Source organism: Rhizobium tibeticum (assembly GCF_900110205.1).
Lineage (GTDB): Bacteria > Pseudomonadota > Alphaproteobacteria > Rhizobiales > Rhizobiaceae > Rhizobium > Rhizobium tibeticum.
In genome coordinates, this window is sequence record NZ_FOCV01000001.1 from 356,811 (window position 1) to 375,657 (window position 18,847).

17 protein-coding genes and 4 pseudogenes are annotated in these 18,847 nt (G+C 60.8%); 12 read left to right on the forward strand and 9 right to left on the reverse strand.

Going from position 1 to position 18,847, the window contains the following annotated elements; genetic code table 11:
• Window positions 1-52: 52 nt before the first annotated feature.
• The 7 genes and pseudogenes from BSG20_RS01760 (at window position 53) to BSG20_RS01790 (ending at window position 10,124) form a co-directional block, all read left to right on the forward strand.
• Window positions 53-2,200: a sensor histidine kinase gene (locus BSG20_RS01760; protein ID WP_083539853.1), complete on the forward strand. Its 2,148-nt coding sequence runs from the start codon at window positions 53-55 to the stop codon at window positions 2,198-2,200.
• Window positions 2,187-2,622, forward strand: a pseudogene (locus BSG20_RS01765) (response regulator). The gene BSG20_RS01760 and the pseudogene BSG20_RS01765 overlap by 14 nt, the downstream one beginning before the upstream one ends.
• Window positions 2,615-4,231 (forward strand): response regulator, encoded by a 1,617-nt coding sequence (locus BSG20_RS01770; RefSeq protein ID WP_072371131.1) that lies wholly within the window; start codon window positions 2,615-2,617, stop codon window positions 4,229-4,231. Before BSG20_RS01765 ends, BSG20_RS01770 begins: the two are co-directional and overlap by 8 nt.
• Window positions 4,228-5,850, forward strand: a complete 1,623-nt coding sequence (locus BSG20_RS01775) for a VOC family protein (RefSeq protein WP_072371070.1) — start codon at window positions 4,228-4,230, stop codon at window positions 5,848-5,850. Before BSG20_RS01770 ends, BSG20_RS01775 begins: the two co-directional genes overlap by 4 nt.
• A gap of 736 nt (window positions 5,851-6,586) precedes the next feature.
• Window positions 6,587-7,504 (forward strand): glycosyltransferase family 2 protein, encoded by a 918-nt coding sequence (locus tag BSG20_RS01780; RefSeq protein WP_072371074.1) that lies wholly within the window; start codon window positions 6,587-6,589, stop codon window positions 7,502-7,504.
• A gap of 68 nt (window positions 7,505-7,572) precedes the next feature.
• The gene (locus BSG20_RS01785) at window positions 7,573-9,063 is read left to right on the forward strand and encodes a lipopolysaccharide biosynthesis protein (RefSeq protein ID WP_072371077.1); all 1,491 of its coding nucleotides are present in this window, start codon (window positions 7,573-7,575) and stop codon (window positions 9,061-9,063) included.
• Window positions 9,064-9,104: 41 nt separating this feature from the next.
• Window positions 9,105-10,124 carry a polysaccharide pyruvyl transferase family protein gene (locus BSG20_RS01790; RefSeq protein ID WP_072371080.1) on the forward strand — a complete coding sequence of 340 codons (1,020 nt, stop codon included), beginning with the start codon at window positions 9,105-9,107 and terminating at the stop codon, window positions 10,122-10,124.
• Window positions 10,125-10,130: 6 nt separating this feature from the next.
• Here BSG20_RS01790 and BSG20_RS01795 read toward each other — a convergent pair whose 3' ends face one another.
• Together BSG20_RS01795 and BSG20_RS01800 are read right to left on the reverse strand one after the other, a co-directional pair.
• A complete protein-coding gene (locus tag BSG20_RS01795; RefSeq protein ID WP_072371083.1) occupies window positions 10,131-11,027 on the reverse strand; it encodes a DMT family transporter in 897 nt (298 codons plus the stop codon).
• Window positions 11,028-11,173: 146 nt separating this feature from the next.
• Window positions 11,174-11,599 (reverse strand): OsmC family protein, encoded by a 426-nt coding sequence (locus BSG20_RS01800; RefSeq protein ID WP_072371086.1) that lies wholly within the window; start codon window positions 11,597-11,599, stop codon window positions 11,174-11,176.
• Window positions 11,600-11,836: 237 nt separating this feature from the next.
• Here BSG20_RS01800 and BSG20_RS01805 point away from each other — a divergent pair, with 237 nt between their 5' ends.
• Window positions 11,837-12,043: a hypothetical protein gene (locus tag BSG20_RS01805; protein ID WP_037114370.1), complete on the forward strand. Its 207-nt coding sequence runs from the start codon at window positions 11,837-11,839 to the stop codon at window positions 12,041-12,043.
• A 133-nt stretch (window positions 12,044-12,176) separates the two neighbouring features.
• Here the strand turns inward: BSG20_RS01805 and BSG20_RS01810 are convergent, their stop codons facing one another.
• Window positions 12,177-12,581: a hypothetical protein gene (locus BSG20_RS01810; RefSeq protein WP_072371089.1), complete on the reverse strand. Its 405-nt coding sequence runs from the start codon at window positions 12,579-12,581 to the stop codon at window positions 12,177-12,179.
• Between the two features lie 242 nt (window positions 12,582-12,823).
• Here BSG20_RS01810 and BSG20_RS01815 point away from each other — a divergent pair, with 242 nt between their 5' ends.
• Window positions 12,824-13,057: a hypothetical protein gene (locus BSG20_RS01815; RefSeq protein WP_072371091.1), complete on the forward strand. Its 234-nt coding sequence runs from the start codon at window positions 12,824-12,826 to the stop codon at window positions 13,055-13,057.
• 95 nt (window positions 13,058-13,152) lie between these two features.
• Window positions 13,153-14,520, forward strand: coding sequence for an NAD(P)-binding domain-containing protein (locus tag BSG20_RS01820; RefSeq protein WP_143147454.1), 1,368 nt, complete (start codon window positions 13,153-13,155; stop codon window positions 14,518-14,520).
• 202 nt (window positions 14,521-14,722) lie between these two features.
• Here the strand turns inward: BSG20_RS01820 and BSG20_RS01825 are convergent, their stop codons facing one another.
• Window positions 14,723-15,037 (reverse strand): EthD family reductase, encoded by a 315-nt coding sequence (locus BSG20_RS01825; protein ID WP_072371094.1) that lies wholly within the window; start codon window positions 15,035-15,037, stop codon window positions 14,723-14,725.
• 52 nt (window positions 15,038-15,089) lie between these two features.
• Window positions 15,090-15,607, reverse strand: a pseudogene (locus BSG20_RS01830) (transposase).
• Between the two features lie 291 nt (window positions 15,608-15,898).
• Here BSG20_RS01830 and BSG20_RS38765 point away from each other — a divergent pair.
• Window positions 15,899-16,036, forward strand: a pseudogene (locus tag BSG20_RS38765) (CGNR zinc finger domain-containing protein); the annotation flags it as partial.
• A gap of 6 nt (window positions 16,037-16,042) precedes the next feature.
• On the opposite strand, the gene BSG20_RS01845 reads toward BSG20_RS38765, so the two are convergent.
• From BSG20_RS01845 to BSG20_RS01855, 3 genes are read right to left on the reverse strand one after another with little or no spacing between them, the layout of a single operon-like run.
• Entirely contained in the window at window positions 16,043-16,414 is a 372-nt protein-coding gene (locus tag BSG20_RS01845; RefSeq protein ID WP_072371100.1) for a VOC family protein, read from the reverse strand.
• Window positions 16,415-16,447: 33 nt separating this feature from the next.
• Window positions 16,448-17,221, reverse strand: a complete 774-nt coding sequence (locus BSG20_RS01850; protein ID WP_083539858.1) for an SDR family NAD(P)-dependent oxidoreductase — start codon at window positions 17,219-17,221, stop codon at window positions 16,448-16,450.
• Between the two features lie 11 nt (window positions 17,222-17,232).
• Window positions 17,233-17,613, reverse strand: coding sequence for a hypothetical protein (locus BSG20_RS01855; RefSeq protein WP_072371104.1), 381 nt, complete (start codon window positions 17,611-17,613; stop codon window positions 17,233-17,235).
• A gap of 53 nt (window positions 17,614-17,666) precedes the next feature.
• Here BSG20_RS01855 and BSG20_RS01860 point away from each other — a divergent pair, with 53 nt between their 5' ends.
• Entirely contained in the window at window positions 17,667-18,305 is a 639-nt protein-coding gene (locus BSG20_RS01860) for a TetR/AcrR family transcriptional regulator (RefSeq protein WP_072371107.1), read from the forward strand.
• A 186-nt stretch (window positions 18,306-18,491) separates the two neighbouring features.
• On the opposite strand, the pseudogene BSG20_RS01865 reads toward BSG20_RS01860, so the two are convergent.
• Window positions 18,492-18,847 (reverse strand): annotated as a pseudogene (locus BSG20_RS01865) (hypothetical protein); the annotation flags it as partial.

Sequence of the window (18,847 nt, forward strand, 5' to 3'; positions counted from 1 at the left end):
AAGTTTTCAAATTTCCAGAACTAGATGAGCGCACAAAAACGGGAGAGACCGCGTGCCAGAGCCGATCCAGGCTGCGAGTGCCGATATCCTTCGCCGGCAACGGCAGTACCGGTTCGTCGTCGTGGCGATCGGTGCCCTCCTCGTTGCGCTCGGGGTGATCGTGATCGTCGCATGGATCAGACAGATCCAACCCATTCTCTCCGTGCTGCCCGGCTTTTCGGGAATGGCCTTGAATACGGCCCTCTGCTTTGCGCTCTCCGGGCTCGGCCTCATCTGCTCCGTTCAATCGGGTCAGCGCAGCCACATGCTGGCATTCCTGCTCTTCAGCCTGGCAGTAGCAATGAGCGGGCAGCGGCTGATCGAGATCGTCTTCGTTGGAGATCAGACACAGATCATCGAGCACTTTCTCGCCGGGTTGATTGTCGAGCCGGCCTTCACTGCAAGGATTGACCGCGGCATGGCGCCCAATACAGCGGTCGTCTTCTTCGTTGCCAATCTCTCGCTCGCCTTCGCGCTGTCCGGCCGCGAGGAACGAGCGCAGCTCGTGCAGGAGCTCGTCGGCTATGTCGTCATCGGCCTCGGCATGGCAGCGCTTGCCGGCTATGCGACGCGGTCCGAACACGGCTATCAATGGGGCGCCAGTATCGGCATGGCCGTCCATACGGCGGCCGGACTGGTGCTGCTCGGCTCCGCGATGCTCGCGCGCTCCTGGTGGGTGAAGCCGGAGAGCGGCGGCCGCATGCCAATCTGGCTGCCGGCTGTCATTTGCCTTACCGGCCTTTTCGTCGATCTCTACACACCGCTTGGCGTGGCAAACGGCATTCTCTACGTGCCTCTCGTGCTGGCCTCACTGTGGTTCGGCAACAAGAATGCGCCCTTCTCCTTCGCGTTCGCCTGCTCCGTCCTCGTGTCTCTGGGATTCTTTGCGGTCGATCGGGAGGGTGTCGGCTACTGGTACGAGGCCACCAACCGGGCGATCACAATAGCGACGCTCTGGTTGGTCGCCCTGCTGGTCTTCTATTTCCTCCGCAAGAGCAGCAGCCTGAACGCGGAGCGCATTCGCTTCGACAGCGTCACTCGAAACACGCCCAACGCTGTCATCGCCACAAACGCGCAAGGAGTGATCTCGCTGTTCAATCCGGCAGCGGAGGCAATGTTTGGCTATGCCGCAAAGGAAGCAATCGGCCAGAACGTGCGACTGCTGATGCCGGAGCCCTATCACTCCCAGCATGACGACTATCTCGATCGGTACGCCCGGACCGGCGAAAAGCATATCCTCGGGACGACGCGGTCGGTTTCCGGCAGGCGCAAGAACGGCGAGGTATTTCCTCTCGATCTCTCCGTCAGCAGGCTCGCCACCGACACCACCATCACCTTCGTCGGCATCCTTCGTGACATCACCGATCGGGTCGCACACGAAGAGCAGCTCAAAACGATGTTCCGTCGACTACAGGCCTATACGGTGGATCTCGAGCGCAGCAACGCCGACCTCGATGAATTCGCCTACATTGCCTCGCACGATCTGAAGGAACCGCTGCGCGGCCTGCACAACCACTCGCGATTTCTGTTGGAAGACTATGAAAAGCAGCTCGACGAGGACGGCGTGCGGCGCCTCAACCGCCTCGTTCTGCTCAGCCAGCGGATGGAAAAGCTCGTCAACGACCTGCTCTATTTCTCGCGCATCGGCCGACAGCAGCTGGCGGTCAAGCGCAGCGATGTCAATGCGATCGTCAGGGACGTCGTTTCGACGATGGAGCTCTATCTCGAAGAGCGGCATGCGAAGGTTGAGGTCGAGGGTCGCCTTCCCGAAATCGTCTGCGATGCGCTGCGGCTGACCGAGGTCTACCGCAATCTGATCACCAATGCTGTCAAATACAATGACAAGCCCGAGCCGCGCGTGTCGATCGGGCATATCGAGCACTTCACCGGCAACGACGGAACCTCGGCGCGCGACGTCTTTTTCGTCAGAGACAATGGCAAAGGCATTCCGGCGGAGTTCCACGAGGACATTTTTCGTATTTTCAAACGGCTGGAAAAGCCTAAGGATTCCGATGACGGAACGGGCGCAGGCCTGACATTCGTGCGCAAGATCATTGCGCGACACAAGGGCGATATCTGGCTCGAATCCGAGCTCGGCCAGGGAACGACCTTCTATTTCACACTGGGCCACAACCGAGAGGACCAGCATGTCACAGCGTGAGACACAGCCGATCCTCATTGTCGAAGACAGCGAGGACGATTTCGAGGCGACGCTTCGGGCCTTTCAGCGCGCTAAATTGAAGAATCCCGTCCGCTGGGCGGCGTCCGGCCACGAGGCACTGGAAGCTTTGGCGGTCATGACGCCGCGGCCGGGCCTGATCCTGCTGGACCTCAACATGCCCGGCCTCGACGGTCGCAAGACGCTGGAGGCGATCAAATCCAATCCGGACTGGCGTAAGATTCCGGTCGTGATCCTGACGACATCCGATGGAGCGGGACATCGAAGGATGCTACGCGCTCGGCGCCAATACCTATGTGCAGAAGCCGGTGGACCTCGACGGCCTGTTCGCCGCCATACAGCGGCTGAAGGAATACTGGTTCGAGATCGCAATCCTGCCCGTGGATGGGGACAGCCGTGGCTGACGACTGCGCCATACTCATCGTCGACGACAATGTCGACGACCGCGAATTCTATCGGCGCATGCTCGCGCGCGTGGCCGAAGCTGGCTACAGCGTCCGCGAGGCCGAGAATGGCGACGAAGGCCTTGCACTGAGCGAACAGCAACGTCCGGACTGCATCCTGCTGGACTATTCCCTGCCCGGCCGCAACGGCATCGGTGTGCTGGAGGAAATCCTGAAGCAGGATCCGACCGCCAATGTCGTCATGCTGACCGGCCAGGGGAGCGAGACTGTCGCCGTCGAGGTGATGAAGGCCGGCGCCCGCGACTATTTGACGAAGGACGCGCTCTCCCCGCAAGCGCTCCACTGGTGCATTCAGAACGCCATCATGCACGGCAACCTCGAAGCCAAGCTGGAGCAGAAGCGCCAGTCGCTCGAAATCTTCACGCGCGCCATGGCCCACGATCTCAAAGAACCGCTGCGCACGATCAAATCATTCAGCAAGATCCTCCAGGTTTCCCCGACGCTATCCGACGAGGACCGCGAACTGCTGCACTATGTCCTCGGCGCCGCCGACCACATGGAAGACCTCATCGTCAAGGTTTCCGGCTTCACCAAACTGGAGGTTTCGGGCGAGCTCGAATTGAAGCCCGTCGCGCTTTCGACAGCGATCGAACGGGTGGAGAGCAATCTTCGCGAACAGATCGCCAGTTCGAGGGCGTCGATCTCCTATGGCGATCTGCCAGACGTGATGGGCGATGCCACCTTACTGGTGCAATTGCTGCAAAACCTCGTTTCGAATGCAATCCGTTATTGCGCCGACCGTCCCGAAGTCCGTGTCTCCGCCGAAAGCGATGGCGCCATATGCCGCCTTGCCCTGCAGGACAACGGTCCCGGTGTCGACCCCGAACACCGGGAGGTCATCTTCCAGCCGTTCAAACGGCTGGTGGGCCGCGGCGTCGACGGCACCGGCCTTGGACTTGCCATCTGTCGGCGCATTGTGCAACTGCACGGCGGCGCGATCTGGTGCGAAGCCAAGGAGCCTGTCGGATCCACCTTCATCGTCGAGCTGCCGCTTGCCCGCCCTGCTGCCACTGCTTCGACAACTGTGCCGGATGGGCAGGGCGCCAAAACGGTATCGCCCCCGCCGGAAGGATCGGCCAGGCTGGCCGAGGTTCTGCTTGTCGAGGATAGTCCGGCGGACGTCCAACTCCTGAAGATTAAGCTGATGCAACGCGCCAAGGTCAGCTTCAACCTTCACGTCGCCGCCAACGGCCGCGACGCAATGCGGCTTCTGCAGGAGCGCGCGACCGCCGATGGCGCGCCCGGGATCGACCTGATGCTGCTCGACATCAACATGCCGATCATGGACGGTTTCGAGGTTCTCGACGCGCTTTCGGCAGACACGCAGCTGAAGAGCATCCCGGTTTGCATCCTGAGCACCTCCAGCGACGAAGATGACATCCAGCGCGCCAAGAACCTCGGCGCAAGCGCCTACATGATCAAGCCGCCAACCCTCCAGCAATTCCGGGAGGTCCTGGACGGTCTCGACCATTTGGATTTGCAGCCGCGCGGAGATGGCCTAGTTCTTTATGCGGAACATTCGAGGCAAACTCCAATTATGACGGCATGACGTTTATACTCGCACTGATTCTGGCGCTCACGACGCCTTCCAACCCATCCGGACTGTGCTCAATGGTATCTGGCATCCATCACGTCACCCTCCTTACCCGAAAGGTGCAGGCAAACGTGGACTTCTACGCGGGGTTTCTTGGCATGCGGCTGGTCAAGCAGACCGCCGGTTTTGAAGATGCTACACAGCTTCATCTCTTCTATGGGGACACCATAGGCAGCCCGGGATCGCTCGTGACGTTCCTGGTATGGGAGGACGGTTCACCCGGCCGCGTCGGCCACGGCCAGATCGGTGAGCTGTCACTGGCGATCGATCCTGCCAGCATCGGCTATTGGCTCACCCGCTGCATGAGTTTCGGGCTTCGCTCGGACGGTCCGGCCGATGAGTTTGGCGAACCCGTTCTGCGCCTGAAAGACCCCGATAACATCATCATCAAGCTCGCCGGCGCCCGCGATCTGAAATCACCGGCCGCCTGGGATGGCGCGGGCGTGCCGGTCGAGCACGCCGTTCAACGGGTGCGCGGCGTCACCATGCTGACGGAGAAACCGGCCGAAAGCCGTGACTTCGTGGAGCGCCATTTCGGCTACCGTTTCCAGGCCAACCACGGCAACGTCGACCGGCTTGTCTCGCAATCGGGGGATATTGTCGACATCAGGAATGCCCAGGGCTTCTGGTCTGGCGCGCCGGGCACCGGGACGGCCGATCACGTCGCGTTCCGCGCCGCCGACGAAAAGCAACTTCACAAGGTCCACGATGCACTGAAGGAGGACGGCGCTGCGGCGACGAACCTGCACGATCGCAAATACTTCGAATCGCTCTATGCCCGCGAGCCGGGTGGCACGCTGATCGAACTGGCGACAGACAAGCCCGGCATGACGGTGGACGAGCCGCAGCCAACGCTCGGCACCAAGCTCTTCGTTCCCAAGGATCCGATCACCGACCTCAAGGACCTAAAGGTCTTGCTGCCGCAGTTTTCGATGCCCGGCGAGCCCCGCGTCAACTATCGCGACCTGCCCTTTGTGCACCGCTTCTACACGCCGCCGGACCCTGACGGCAGCGTCTTCGTGCTGTTGCACGGCTCGGGCGGGAACGAGACGACGCTGATGCCCCTGCTGCACGAGGCTGCCCCGCGTGCCACGCTGCTGGGCGTGCGCGGACGCGCGACCGAGGAAGGTATTCCGCGCTGGTACAAGCGCATCACGCCGTTCTCCTTCGATCAGGACGATATCAAGAGCGAAGCCGAAGCCTTCGCCGCCTTCATCGAAGGCGCCGTGTCGTCGTACGGCCTGGATCCGAAGAGGATCGTCTATGTCGGCTATTCCAACGGCGCGAACCTGCTCAACTCGCTCCTCTATCTGCATCCGAATCTCGTGCACAAAGCGGTTCTGTTGCGCTCCATGCCGGTCCTGAAGACGTTTCCACACGCCGATCTCAAGGGCACCGATCTTCTGGTCATCAGCGGCAAGACGGATGCTTACGGCAAGTATGCCAGCGAGCTCGAAACGCGTCTGAAGCAATCGGGAGCGACCGTCGATTCGGACGTCATCTCGGGCGGACACGATCTCGGCGACGCCGACGTTTCGATCATCCAGAAATGGCTGTCACACCAAATCAACTGACTTGGAGGTGACTTCAAGCGAGGCGGGCATGGCGCGCGATTCGCCAGGCAGCATCAACGCAAGCATCGTCCCCGGGTGCGAGCACCAGCGGTCGCTTGCCTTTCAAGCACGCTTCCCCCGGGCTGCTCAAGGCCTTCCGCAAACCCACGTCTTCGTGTTGCCGCAATGTAGCAACCAGGTCTGTGCGACGTCTTCCGCGAACAACCGTCTATTGATTTATCTGAAGCGGGCAGTGAACAAAGGCCAAACGACCCTTCAGGGGGCGAAATCCAATTTCATCTCGTATCCGAACAGTGATCTCCGAGGCGCTGGAGCTACCAATTATTGCCACCCAGAAGGATGCTTCTGTTTATTTCTCCGTAGATCTGAAGGAGCCTGTATCATCTATTACAACGCATCAATTATGGAAATAACCCACCACCCACATTATAAGATCTATACTATATGTCTTAACAATTTTACATAAGTTCTCCATTGAGAAGCCAAAGCAACATTTAGCGGTTCGTGATATAGAATTTTATAGATTAATTTTGACTATTCTTTCCACACAAGGCTGCGACTTAACATAAAAACTATATTTATATTAACTTCATATCTACTTAAGGCAAGAAATTACCACATTCGTCTGCGAACTGCTCCAGCTGTTCTATTTTGCTGCACCGCAAAAATGCGCCTTGCCGAAGCGGGATCCCAGCCCTATCCTCGCTTCGACATCGATCGCAGAAGGGGAAATTGAATGCCTCCTCGGCCCGTGGACATCAGCCTGATCATCTCGTCGAGAAATCGGGCCTATGGACTGACGAACTGCCTGGATGCCGTTTCTGATGCCGCCCGCCAGGCAGACTATTTGAGACTTGAACTGGTCTTCGTGGACAATGGGTCCACAGACGAGACGTCCGAGGTCGTTCGCCAGTGGGCGTCGACCGCTCCGATCAAGACCAACCTGATCTACGAGGCCAAACCGGGTCTCGCCGTCGCACGCAATGCGGGGCTCAACGCCGCCAGGGGACGCATCCTCGCCTTTACCGACGACGATTGCGAGATCTTCCCCGACTATTTCAGCACGCTTGCGGCGCTTTTCAGCTCGGATACGGAGATGGTCATGCGCGGCGGCCGGATCGAGCTTGGCGATACACGCGACCTGCCGGTGACGATCAAGCCCGAGATGGAACCTGCGGTACTGACCAGCGACCTGCATGCCGGCGGCTTCGTTCATGGCGCCAACATGGCGTTTCCTTATGCGCTGGTCGAGAAGATCGGCCTCTTCGATACTCGCTTCGGGGCCGGATCGCCGTTCCGCTCCGGAGAGGATACCGACTATGTGCACCGCGCCTTCAATGCCGGTGTGCGTGTCGAATATCTGCCTGATTTTGCCGTCAAGCACTTCCATGGGCGTCGCGAGCTCGCGGACATCAAGCGCCTCCAGACCGGCTACGCCTTCGGCAACGGAGCCCTGTACGCCAAATATCTCTTCGATCGCCGCTCAAACATGCGCGGCATGCTGCGCTGGGAAATCCGCCAGGCGATCATGGAAGCCATGGGGCGCCAAAAACTCAACGAGGAACTCGGCCTGAGCTACCGCAGCCAGCTTCGTGACAACCTTACCGGCATGCTCGCTTATTGGCGGGCTCCAAAGGCAAGGCAGCCCGCCTGAGGCAGCCGCAACGCCGCCAACTGAACCAACGCGCAAGCCTTTGCGAACCAAATTCGATGGGATAATGCATGGCCGATACGGCAATTGCCCACGCCGAGCTTAAGAAGAAAACCGCGCTCTCCGTCCTGTGGTCGGTCATCCGGGTGGCCTGGAGCACGATCGCAACCTTTGTGATCTTCGTCATCCTTGCGCGCATTCTCGGCCCCGGCGATTTCGGCACCTTTGCGCTTGCAAGCCTGTTCGTGGAAATCGGCCGTGTGCTTGCCTATGCTGGCCTCGGGGATGCTGTTACACGCCAGCTCGATCTCGACGAGGAGCTTGCCGACACGACCTTCTGGGCGACGATCGCCTTCAGCGGCATCGTTGCCTCGCTGGTGTTCTTCTTTGCGCCCTATTACGGCGATCTGGTGCGCGATCCGTCCGTTTCCGGCATTCTTCGCTGGCTCGCGCCGCTGCTTCCGATTTCCTCGCTGGCGGTCATCCACAATGCTCGCCTCGCCCGTGAATTTGGACACAAGAGCCTCGCCGGGCAGGCAATTGCCGCGAGCCTGCTGTCCGGCATCACAGCCGTCGTCTGCGCCTTTCTCGGTTGGGGCGTATGGGCGCTCGTCGCGCAGACCGCAGTCAACGCTGCCGTGACCGTGCTGCTCGGGTGGTTCTACTACCCCTGGATGCCGAAGTTTCGCTTCAACGTCACGATGTTCCGCTCCGTCTTCCTCTTCAGCATCAGCCTCGTCGTCACCCAGCTGATGTGGATGTTGCTCGCCCGCGTACAGGACATCTTCATTTCGCGCTGGTTCGGCCCGGTCGAAGTCGGCCGTTATCGCATTGCCTGGCGGCTGATCGAGCTGATCGGCCAGGCGGTGCTTGCGCCGATCGGCAGCGTGTCGCTCGTCACGCTGTCGCGCTTGCAGAATGACGCCACCGCCTTCCGCAATGCCTACAACAAGATCGTCGGTGCAGCCGCGCTCGGCACCATTCCTTTGCTGCTTGGCTTCGGCGCCTTGTCCAACGACATGATCGCGCTGCTCTTCGGCAACAAATGGGGCAATGCCGGAGACATTGCGACGGTGCTGGTGCTGATGGCGGTTCCCTTCGTCATGAACTTCTTCGCCTCATCCGCGCTCTCTGCGGTCAATCGGGCGGAATCGATCCTTTCCGTCGCCGCCTTACAGCTCGTGACGACGCTGATCCTCACCTGGCTGCTCGTTCCCTACGGCGTCGTTGCAGTTGCGGCGGGCTATACGCTGCGTGCCTGGCTGACAATGCCCTATCAGCAATATGTCCTGGCACGATATGCACACATCGACGCCAAAAGCACGCTGAAGGCCGTCGCCCTGCCGTTCTGCGGCGCTGCACTCATGGCCGTCTGCGTCTGGTTTGCGCATCCCGTCATCCTGGCACACGTTCACAACCGCTGGCTGACGCTCGGCCTTAGCATCGGCCTTGGCGGAGCAATCTACCTTGCCTTCCTGCCGATCTTCGGCCGCTCGGTCATCCGCCCCTACATCGCACTCGCCATGTCCCTCAACCCATTCCGCAAACAGGCCGAAGCATAGCCACTTGCATGGACCACTTGTCCGCAAACAAGGAGCATTTAATGGAATCCAATATTACGATCATCAACCGCCTTCAGGGCGTGATCGCCAATTGCCTTTCCGATCTCTTTGATCCCGCCGAGCGTTTTGCGCTTCTCGACTTTCCGAATCACTACAACATCGGCGACAGCGCAATCTGGCTCGGCGAACTTGCCTATTTCGACGGCAAGCGCACGCGCCCGTCCTTTGTGACAGAAATTCCGACGTATGATGAAGGTCGCATGCTGGGCACGATCGGTAGCGGTCGCATCTTCCTGCACGGCGGCGGCAATTTCGGCGACATCTGGGCGGGCTATCGCCAGTTCCGTGAAGGTCTGCTCAACAAGCACAAGGGCCGCCCGATCGTGCAGATGCCGCAGACAATCCACTTCAAGGAGCAGGCCAACATCGACAGCACCGCCCGCGCGATCGAGCGCCACGGCCAGTTCACGCTTCTCGTCCGCGACCAGCGAAGCCTGGAATTTGCCCGGCGCTGGTTCCCATGCGAAACGCGCCTTTGCCCCGACATGGCTTTCTGTATCGGGCCGGTCGCTCGCCCGGCGGCGCAACATGAGCTGCTGCTCAATCTGCGCGAAGACCAGGAAGTCGGCGCCGCGCAGGACCTGACCGCTGCAACATTGCGTCCGGGCACGGTAAAGTCGGACTGGCCCGACGAGCCTGTCGATTTCCAGCGGCAGACAAAGCGTGCGGCAATTTTGAAAGGCCTGCTGACCGGCCGCATCGGCGGTCGGGCACGGATGACCGAGCTTGCCTATCGCGAACGGGCGCAGCAGCGCTTCGACCGCGGCGTCGCCCTGCTCAGCTCGGCGCGCCAGGTCATCACCGACCGCATGCACGGTCATATCATGTGCGTGCTCCTGGGCGCCGATCATTGCGTTCTCGACAACAGCTACGGCAAGACGAGCAGCTTCATCGAGGCGTGGGGCACCTGCAACAGCGACAAGGCAGAGCTTGCCTCGACGGTCGACGAGGCACTCGCCATTCTCGATGCACGCCGGGTCGCCCCGGCAGCGGTCGCCTGATTGAAATCAGCCTCGCCGGGCAACCAGAATCCCGGCGAGCACTACAACGCCGCCGATCGCCTGCATTGGCCCGATCGGCTCGCTGAGCAGAACCCAGGCGAGAATTGCCGCCACGACGGGCTGCAGCAGCAGCGTCAGTGACGAGAAGGCTGCCGGCAGGTAGGCAAGCGCATAGGCGATGGCCACTTGTCCACCCGCATGACTGACGAAGGCGAGGCCGAAGACGATCGCCCAACCGTAGGCCGTCGGCGGCAGCATGTGGCCTTCGTAGAAGAATCCGAGCGGGAAGATGCAGACAGCTGCCGACGCGGTGCTCCAGAGCATGATGCGGACCGTATCGAAGCGGCTGCGCAGCTTGCCAATCGCCAGGATGTAACCCGCATAGAACACGGCTGCGATCACCGCCACACCATCGCCGCGCAGATCGCCATTGCCGAGCGCCGCGGGGCCGCCCTTCAGGATGACCACGCCGGCGAGCGCCAATACGAGGCCGAGAACGAAGACGCGGGTGACCACTGCGCCGAAAAACAGAAGTCCGATTATCGTGACGAAGACGGGTGCAAGATTGGCGAGCAGCGTTGCATTGGCCACCGACGTCATGGTGATGGAGAGATGCCAGGCGGCAAGATCCATGGCGAGGACGACACCAGGCAGGATCAGCAGCGCATAATCCGACGGCTTTTCAGGCTTCGGCCCGGCATCCTTGCCCTTGGCAAGCGAGAAGATGAAGATCGGAATCAAGGCCAGGGCCACCCGCCAGAAAGCCGTGGCCATCGGCCCGACGTCCGACAGCCGCACGAAGATTGGCGAGCCGCCGATCGCCGCGCCGCCGAGGATCAGGGCGGCGAGCGCAAATCGGTTGGACCTAGGGGTTTCGGCGATGGCGGAAGCGGCCTGCGACATGAACCTCGATGCTTTCTCACCGCCTCAACGCTGGCAGCGAGCATCGGACCTATCAGAAGCTGTGGCGGGCGGATAGCCAATGAACGACGAGCGCAGGCAAAAGCGCAATCTTATTGCCCGCCGATGCGAATTTGCAGCACCACCAATCAGCCGGAGATGATGGTCGAAAATTCCGGCGTGCCACGGATGGTGTTGCTGACCGTACAGATCTCCTCCGCCGCATGCGCGATCTTCAGGCGCGTTTCCTCGTCGAGGTCGCCCTTGATCGAGAAGGCGATTTTGAATAGCTGGACGCGGGACGACCCCTCACTCGCCTTCTCGCCGGTGACGTCGGCGGTAATCTCGGTGATCCGGTCGAGAATGCCCATCTGGCTCGCAGCAATGCGCGCGCTCAGTACGAGACAGGCCGACAGCGATGCATAGAGGAGATCCAGCGGATTGAAGCCGGGTTGCGAGGCGCCGGTGACGATGTCGAGCTCACCCTTGGTGGCCGAGGTGACATGCGGAAAACCGATACGGCCGAGAACGGCGGTTGCGCCAACGGGACGGGGACGGGCCTTGAGATCGGCCATGGGAAAATCCTTTGGTGATGATAACCGATCCTAGATAGGCATTTGGAATGTTCACGGCAACGCGCTTCTGTTGCATCGGCGGGAGGAAAACAAACCGCCACAGGTGATTCGGTCCGCTTCAATTTGCCCGCACGTCAACCTCAGTTTCCCATCCCGATTTCTGAGGATAGCCCCACGTCAGCTTCAAATGGCAATATAAGAACGCACTAAAACAGAAACGACTCATTGGAGTTATCCATGCGAGCACTTGCGGCTGTTCCTGTTGCACCCAGCGTCATCATCGATGCCGAACCGTTCGGCTATGTCAGAAAGGTCTACGTCGACGACGAGGCCTGCTGGGGCTTGTTCGATTCCGACGGCGACGTGATCTTCGTCGGCGATGCGGCCAGTGATTGCCACACCTATGCGGCGAAGGAACAGATCCGCATACAGATCATCCATTGAATCTCTGCGCGATGTCCGCGCAACCTGACGCGGGCCTGGCACGTACCTGCATCCCACCCAGCACGTAAATTTGCGCTAAAGGAGACCGTCCGGCAAGGCGATCACGCCCTGCCAAACGTCGCATTGGTTGGCATCAGCGGTAAGACGGCGCCGACGGTGTGACCACCACCTTGCCGTTGGAGAAGATGATGAAGGCGAAGAGCAAGACGCCTACGAAAGTGATAATCGACGCAAGAGCGACAAGCGGCTCCATGGCCGGGTTACCCTGAAGCATGAGGTAGAGCGACGGCACCATCAGGGCGATGCCAGCCGTGTACAGGTAGTACTGGATCATCGCGAGGCGCTTCTCGGCCTTCTGGGGATTGAGCGCATGGTAACCGCCAAAGATCGCCATGGTCACCCACCCCAGGAGATTACAGTGCGCATGCGCGCCGATGACGCTGTGGTCCTGCGAAATCGCCATGTTCAGACCCATGGCGACGCCGACGATCAGAAATATGACTGCGGTCTTGAAGTATAACTGCGAGATGCGTGGCATAGAGTATCCCCCTCCGTTTGCTCCGATAGTATTATCATTGCGCAATTGAATTGAGAACGGCCAACCTTCGGAGATTTAACCTTCGCCAAACTATCATGTTGCATCCGGCGACCCCATCCGCGAAGCGGCAGTGCCGGCTCGTCGCGGAGGCGACGCAGCTTCTGAACAGTAGCGCATTCTTAAGCACTTCCTTAAACTCATCTCGACTATTCTGCCTCGCCGGCACATTCGCGGAGAGCGAGATGAGAGAGATCTACAAGCCCTTTGTCGCCAGCGATGACCCCGACCGGGACATCCGCTGCCAGGACGCCCTGCAGTTCGCATTTCGCGATCTCGTCGGGGCATCGGTCGAAGCGGGCTGGAGCGAGCACGAAGCGCTCGAGGCCATCATCACGCTTGCCGATGACAGCCTCATGCGGATCGGCGCCAATGATGACGCCCAGACGCTGCTCGATGTGCTGCGACGGATGGCGTAGCCGCACCCGCTTAATCTAGACAGGGTGGATAAAACCGGCTGATCTGATCGGCCGCGCCCTCAAGCGGAGGGCTTCTCGAGGCGCTCAAGCAACGGTTGCTGCCCAACAACGTGCCCGCGCCGCAATGTCGTCGTTACCGTGCCATTGCGCTGGCCACGACCTGTCAACGTCGGCGTTGTCCTTCCAGGTCGGCTTTGTTAGGCTCCTGCAGCTCTAGCCGGCCTGGAGAAGCAGGAGTGCAGAACCTACACGACACTGTCATTATTGGCGGCGGCCAAAGCGGCATGGCCATGAGCTACCATTTGCGCAAACGCCAGCGAGAACATGTCGTTCTGGAACGCAAGCGCATCGCGGAACGTTGGTTGGGCGAGCGATGGGACTCGCTGCGCTTCCAATTCCCGAACTGGTCGTTGAGGCTACCAGGCTTCGAGTACGCTGGTGATAGCCCGGACGCATTCGCGCATCATCGCGAGGTTGGCAAGTTTGTCGAGGACTACGCAAAGTTCATAGATGCGCCGGTTCGCTGTGGCACGGAAATCTCGTTGCTGCGTCGCGATCGCCACTCCGACCGCTTTCTCATTGAGACGAATGACGGTCTGTTCAGCGCATCGCGGGTCGTCGTCGCGACAGGCCCGTTCCAACGGCCGTCGCTGCCGCCATCGTCGCGGGACCTACCGCCGCATGTCTATCAAGTGCACGCAAGCGATTACCGAAACCCCGAGCAGCTCGCGCCGGGGGCGGTCCTCGTGGTCGGTAGCGGTGCGTCCGGTTGTCAGATTGCTGACGAACTCAATGCCGATGGCCGCGTTGTCTATTTTAGCGTCAGCGCCCATCGCCGTGTGCCACGCCGCTACCGCGATCACGACAGCTTCTGGTGGTTCATGTCCATGGGCCGCTTTGATGCTCCGATCAATAGCTTCCCAGGACGCAAATATCCGACCACTACGGTGATCACAGGGGTCAACGGTGGGTATGACGTTGACGTGCGTCGCTTCGTTAGAGAGGGTGGCGTGGCCCTGGGCCGGCTCAAGAGTGTCACGGGCGGCAAACTCTACTTTAATGATGATGCCGAAGATGTTTTGACGGAGGCAGATCGCGCTTTTTGCGACTTCAAACGCGCCGCGGATGAGTGCGCGAGTGCGAAATCACTCGACCTGCCCGTTGAAGAGGTGAAGGACACGCCGGGACGGCCCGTTCCAGTTCTGCCCATTCCAAACCTGGATTTGAAGACTGCAAACATCGGTTCCGTCGTCTGGTGCACCGGATACACTTTCGATTTTGGTTGGCTGGACATTCCGGTGTTCGACGAAGGCGGAGCACCTATTCAGGAACGCGGCGTCACCAACTGCCCGAATTTGTATTTCCTTGGGCTGCATTGGATGCACACGTTCAAGTCCGGCCTGCTCTTTGGCGTTGGTGAAGACGCTGCGTACATTGCCGATCACATGGCCGAAGCCAGGTAATTCAACCGGGACGGCGCCGGGATGTGCGCGGCAGTGTGAAATAATCCGCGTTTCCAGGAGAGGGCGACTCGGCTGTTTGTGGACGTCCGCTTCTGTCGATCGTCGACCGGTTCGGCACCGGCTACGTCACCATGGATCAGGTGCGCCAGCACTGCGCCGATCCCGGAAAGTTCAACGGCTACGCCTGACGCGCCGAAGCCCCCTACCCTCCAACGATTTCGCTGATCTGCACGATGGGCGCGATGTCCGTATAGTTGGCGACGTCCGCGACGATCTCCGCGCGGTGGGGACCGAACGCCTCCTGGAATGTCGCCAGGGTCGGCGAGTAGATGTGGCACGCCGCGACGAACTCCGGCGCGCTTCCAGGTTCGCGACCCGCAAGGCCCTTATCGATCTCGTAGCGCAGGCAGGCATCGCCGAGCCGTTCCTGGATCAGTGGCATGTGGCGGGTACGGTAGTAGTCGTGATCGAACTTCGAGCCGCCATCGGCCGGATAGTAGACGCTCATCTTGATCATGGTCGGGCTCCTGCCTGAACGCCTCTCCGAGCGTCCGAGGGGCCTTTATAGCTCACCGACCCGTAAAGCGCATCCAGCTTTTGGATGAAGCGAGTTTGACGGCAAGGTAGTTTTCGCTGTGCTTTTCGAAGCGGGTGGCGACGGCACGGAAGTGCTTGAGTTTGCTGAAGAAGCGTTCGACGAGGTTGCGGTAGCGATAGAGGAAGGCGCTGAACGGCGGACGGCGTTTGCGGCCGGGCATCGGCTTGATGTTGGCCCATGCGCCGCGCGCGGCCATCTCGAGGCGCAAGGCATCACTGTCGTAGGCGCGATCGGCGAGCTTGATACCGCATCGAAGAGCCGGTCCCATACGCCCGCCTTGCGCCATCTGACGAAGCGGTTGTAGCGGGTCGTATACGGGCCGTAGCAATCGGCAACGTCCGCCCACGGCGAGCCGGTCCGAAGACGCCGGTAAATCCCGTTCACAACACGCCGGTCGTCAACCCGAGGCACCCCGCGCGGCTTGCTCGGTAGCAGCGGCTCGATCACCGACCACTCGAAATCCGTCAACTCGTAGCGAGGCTGGCCCATCAGCAGCGCCCTTCAAGAAGCTTGAATCAGAACCTTGCAGCTACCGCCAGCAGTTTATGAGTGCGTGACCTAGTCGCGTGCGGCGCCGGGCGCTCGCGCGCGCCCCGGATCAGGACGATCAAACTTGAAGAAGACCATGGTCGCGGTTGCCGTGTTGGCTTTCGCTACAAGCGACGGCCGGCTCGTGCTCCGCGCCGTGCCGGACGACGCATCTTTCCCGTTGAAGCGGATTGCACTTGATCTGGTCGAGACGCCCGCGGGCGCGCCGGTGCGTTCAAACTCGAGCGCTGCGCCAATCAACGCTCGTGTGACTGGATTTTTGCGGATACCAGCAAGAACCGCCGTCGCCGATGGTGCTCGATGCGGACCTGCGGCGCTGCCAGTAAAATGGCTACGCTGCGCCGACGATCGTCAACCGGGCATGCGTGACTGCCGTCATCCCAGCGGATCGGCCGTGAAGAATTCGTAGCTGTTGCCATCGTCGTCCCAGACATAAACCCCGCGCCCGCCATTCAGGCGATTTATCGCCTGGTCTCGCGCAAACGGCCCCGATCCGAACAGCAGCTCACCCGCCGTGGCGCGGCGCAGAATCGCATCGAAATCCCGGTCGCTGACCAGGAAAGCGAAATGACCGAAGGCGAAGGCACCCTCGTCATAGAAGTCGAGCGTCAGCCGATCGTTGACCCGCACGGCGGCGAACGGCCCCGAGACACGCATAGGCGCCGCATCGATCAGGTCGGCGAAGAAGCGTGCTGCCGCCGCTTTGTCGGTGCAGTGGACGATGGCGTGATTGAGCTCGAGATCCATGTGGTAATACCTCTTCAAGAGAAGGATCGGCAATCAGTGCATCAACCGGCCGCCAGCGATGTCGAGCGTCGCGCCGGTCAGCCAGCCGGCGCTTTCCGACGCCAGGAACAAGGTCGCCGCGGCGATGTCGGCCGGCGTTCCCAGTCGGCGCAGCGGATGGGCATCGGCGATCTCCTGTCGCACGGCGGGTGGCATATGCTCCGCCGTGCGATCGGTCAGCACCGCGGACGGCGATATGCAGTTCACGCGCACGCCATCGGGACCCAGATCCTGTGCGAGTTGCTGGGTGAGCAGGACGATCCCCGCCTTCGCGACACCATAACCGAGTGGCGCCGAGGAGGGAGCGCGGCCGGCGGTCGAGGCCATCGTGACTGCGGCGCCGCGGCCGCTTTTCTTGAGGTCGGCCGCGAAGGTTCGCAGCGTGAGGAAGGTCGCAGTGACGTTATTGTCCAGACTGGAACGCCAGTCCCGCTCGGTCACCTGCTCGATTGGCGCGGGCCGGCTCGTGCCGCCACCGGCAAAGGCGATCAGGATGTCGAGGCCACCCTGTCGTTCGATCAGGGTGGTACGCGCGGCCTCGAGTTGATCCGCGCTGGTACAATCGAGCTCGATCGCCGCATGGCCCGCCGAAATGGCGGCGAGTGAGGCGCGGACGTGCTCGATCCGCGACCGGTCGCGTCCGACGATCGTCACCTGAACGCCGTTGTGAGCGAACCAGCGCGCTGTCTCGGCGCCGATCCCGCCGGAGCCGCCGGTGATCAGCGCGGTTTTGCCGGCGAGATCGGGAAACAGGGGAATGTCGAGCATTGCCATTTACCTCAGACGTACCGTGCCACGGCCATGCAGATGATCGTGACGACCAGCAGCGCGGCGGACACGCGATAGCCGGTGGCGGCACGCGGCGACGCCTCCTCGGATCGCATCGCCGCCCGGATCATTATGACCTGGACCAGCAAGGCCAGGATCGCGGCGGCGGCCCCCGTCGCAAGGATCATTTCGCTGCGTTGGAAGCTTCCTCGATGAAGCAGATACCAGAGTAGCGACCCCGACAGGACCGAGACGCTCGCCGCGCCGATCTGCGGACGGAACAACGCGGCACCCCCCTTCCCGCCGTTTCTGGCGAGAACGAAGGTCGACCCCGCCCAGAAGATTGACGACAGGACATGGACAGCGATGGTGATAATCAGCAAGATTTGCATTGCGAGGCTCCGGATCGACAGGCCTAACTCAAATTAGATATACAGGTTGTATAATGATTATTTCCGGCAAACCGTCAAGGCCCTATTCGACCGAAAAACGCGAGGCGAAGGCGGCGCAGACGCGTACGCGTCTGGTTGCCGCAGCTCTGGACATTCTCCGCCAGTCCGGCGGACAGGCACTGTCGCTCGATGCCGTGGCTAGGGCGGTCGGCGTCACGCGGCTGACCGTCTACAACCAATTCGGCTCGCGCAATGGGTTGCTCGAAGCCGCGTTCGACGCGGTTGCCGAGCAAGGCAATCTGACCGGCATCGCCAAGGCGATGGCGATGCCCGAGCCGCGTGCCGCGCTCGCCTGGGTAGTCAGAACATTCTGCTATTTCTGGATGTCGAATGAAGGGCTCGGCGGAATCTTCGCCGCAGCGGCGATGGATGCCGAATTGAGCAAGGCACTGGCCGCGCGTAACGAGCGGCGGCGTGCTTTATTGGGATTATTAGTCGATCGTCAGGGCATTGCCGAGGGACAGGCGAAAGCCGACATCGTCGACCTGCTGTTCACGCTCACGAGTTTCGCGACCTTCACCACCTTGCGCGGCGAACAGCGCGACGGCGAGGCAGTGTGCGCCCTGTTGCTACCACTTTGTGATCAGATCTTTTCAGGGGAGCCTAGATCGATCTCGCCCGCCGCGACCTGATCGAATGGCAGTTTCCGGGCACTGCAGCGAATGCGCTGAACGGCAACTATGAGGGCGCAAAGCGGTCGATCGTCGATGGTCCGCATTCGGCCGAGCTGGTCAAGCGCGAGTGTGCCTCAGTTGCGTTTTCGACCTCGCGAGATGCGGCCGCCACCGGCGACGGTGAGTTCACCAGGATGACGTGCGTCAAAGAACCCCTAAATCTGCCTGCATATAATCCGCCACGCTGTAGCAATGGCTCGCCTGATAGGCGTTCCGCCCGCGGTTCATGTGCGTCAGGTTGAACGTGCGAATGGCGCGCACCACGCGGCGGCTCCCGAGGAGTTTGCGGATCGAGACAGAGCCGCGCACATTGATGCCGAAAATGTCCGCACCACGCGGGAAGAAATAACTGACGTCCTCTGGCATCGCGACGCTTTGCTCGAGAAAGGGTTTGTCCACCCGGCTCGGCGTTGCTGAACGATCTGTAGTGAAATCCGAAAGATGCACGATGAATCTGGCGCGGATATCGTCGCCTTGAGCATAGAGCGTGAAAAGCTCCA

Bases quoted from the DNA above. Each gene is read 5' to 3' on its own strand.
- BSG20_RS01780 (WP_072371074.1), top strand. From the start codon at position 6,587: ATGCCTCCTCGGCCCGTGGACATCAGCCTGATCATCTCGTCGAGAAAT.
- BSG20_RS01785 (WP_072371077.1), top strand. From the start codon at position 7,573: ATGGCCGATACGGCAATTGCCCACGCCGAGCTTAAGAAGAAAACCGCG.
- BSG20_RS01815 (WP_072371091.1), top strand. From the start codon at position 12,824: ATGAGAGAGATCTACAAGCCCTTTGTCGCCAGCGATGACCCCGACCGG.
- BSG20_RS01775 (WP_072371070.1), top strand. From the start codon at position 4,228: ATGACGTTTATACTCGCACTGATTCTGGCGCTCACGACGCCTTCCAAC.
- BSG20_RS01850 (WP_083539858.1), bottom strand. From the start codon at position 17,221: ATGCTCGACATTCCCCTGTTTCCCGATCTCGCCGGCAAAACCGCGCTG.
- BSG20_RS01810 (WP_072371089.1), bottom strand. From the start codon at position 12,581: ATGCCACGCATCTCGCAGTTATACTTCAAGACCGCAGTCATATTTCTG.
- BSG20_RS01855 (WP_072371104.1), bottom strand. From the start codon at position 17,613: ATGCAAATCTTGCTGATTATCACCATCGCTGTCCATGTCCTGTCGTCA.
- BSG20_RS01860 (WP_072371107.1), top strand. From the start codon at position 17,667: ATGATTATTTCCGGCAAACCGTCAAGGCCCTATTCGACCGAAAAACGC.
- BSG20_RS01800 (WP_072371086.1), bottom strand. From the start codon at position 11,599: ATGGCCGATCTCAAGGCCCGTCCCCGTCCCGTTGGCGCAACCGCCGTT.
- BSG20_RS01845 (WP_072371100.1), bottom strand. From the start codon at position 16,414: ATGGATCTCGAGCTCAATCACGCCATCGTCCACTGCACCGACAAAGCG.
- BSG20_RS01825 (WP_072371094.1), bottom strand. From the start codon at position 15,037: ATGATCAAGATGAGCGTCTACTATCCGGCCGATGGCGGCTCGAAGTTC.
- BSG20_RS01790 (WP_072371080.1), top strand. From the start codon at position 9,105: ATGGAATCCAATATTACGATCATCAACCGCCTTCAGGGCGTGATCGCC.
- BSG20_RS01795 (WP_072371083.1), bottom strand. From the start codon at position 11,027: ATGTCGCAGGCCGCTTCCGCCATCGCCGAAACCCCTAGGTCCAACCGA.
- BSG20_RS01805 (WP_037114370.1), top strand. From the start codon at position 11,837: ATGCGAGCACTTGCGGCTGTTCCTGTTGCACCCAGCGTCATCATCGAT.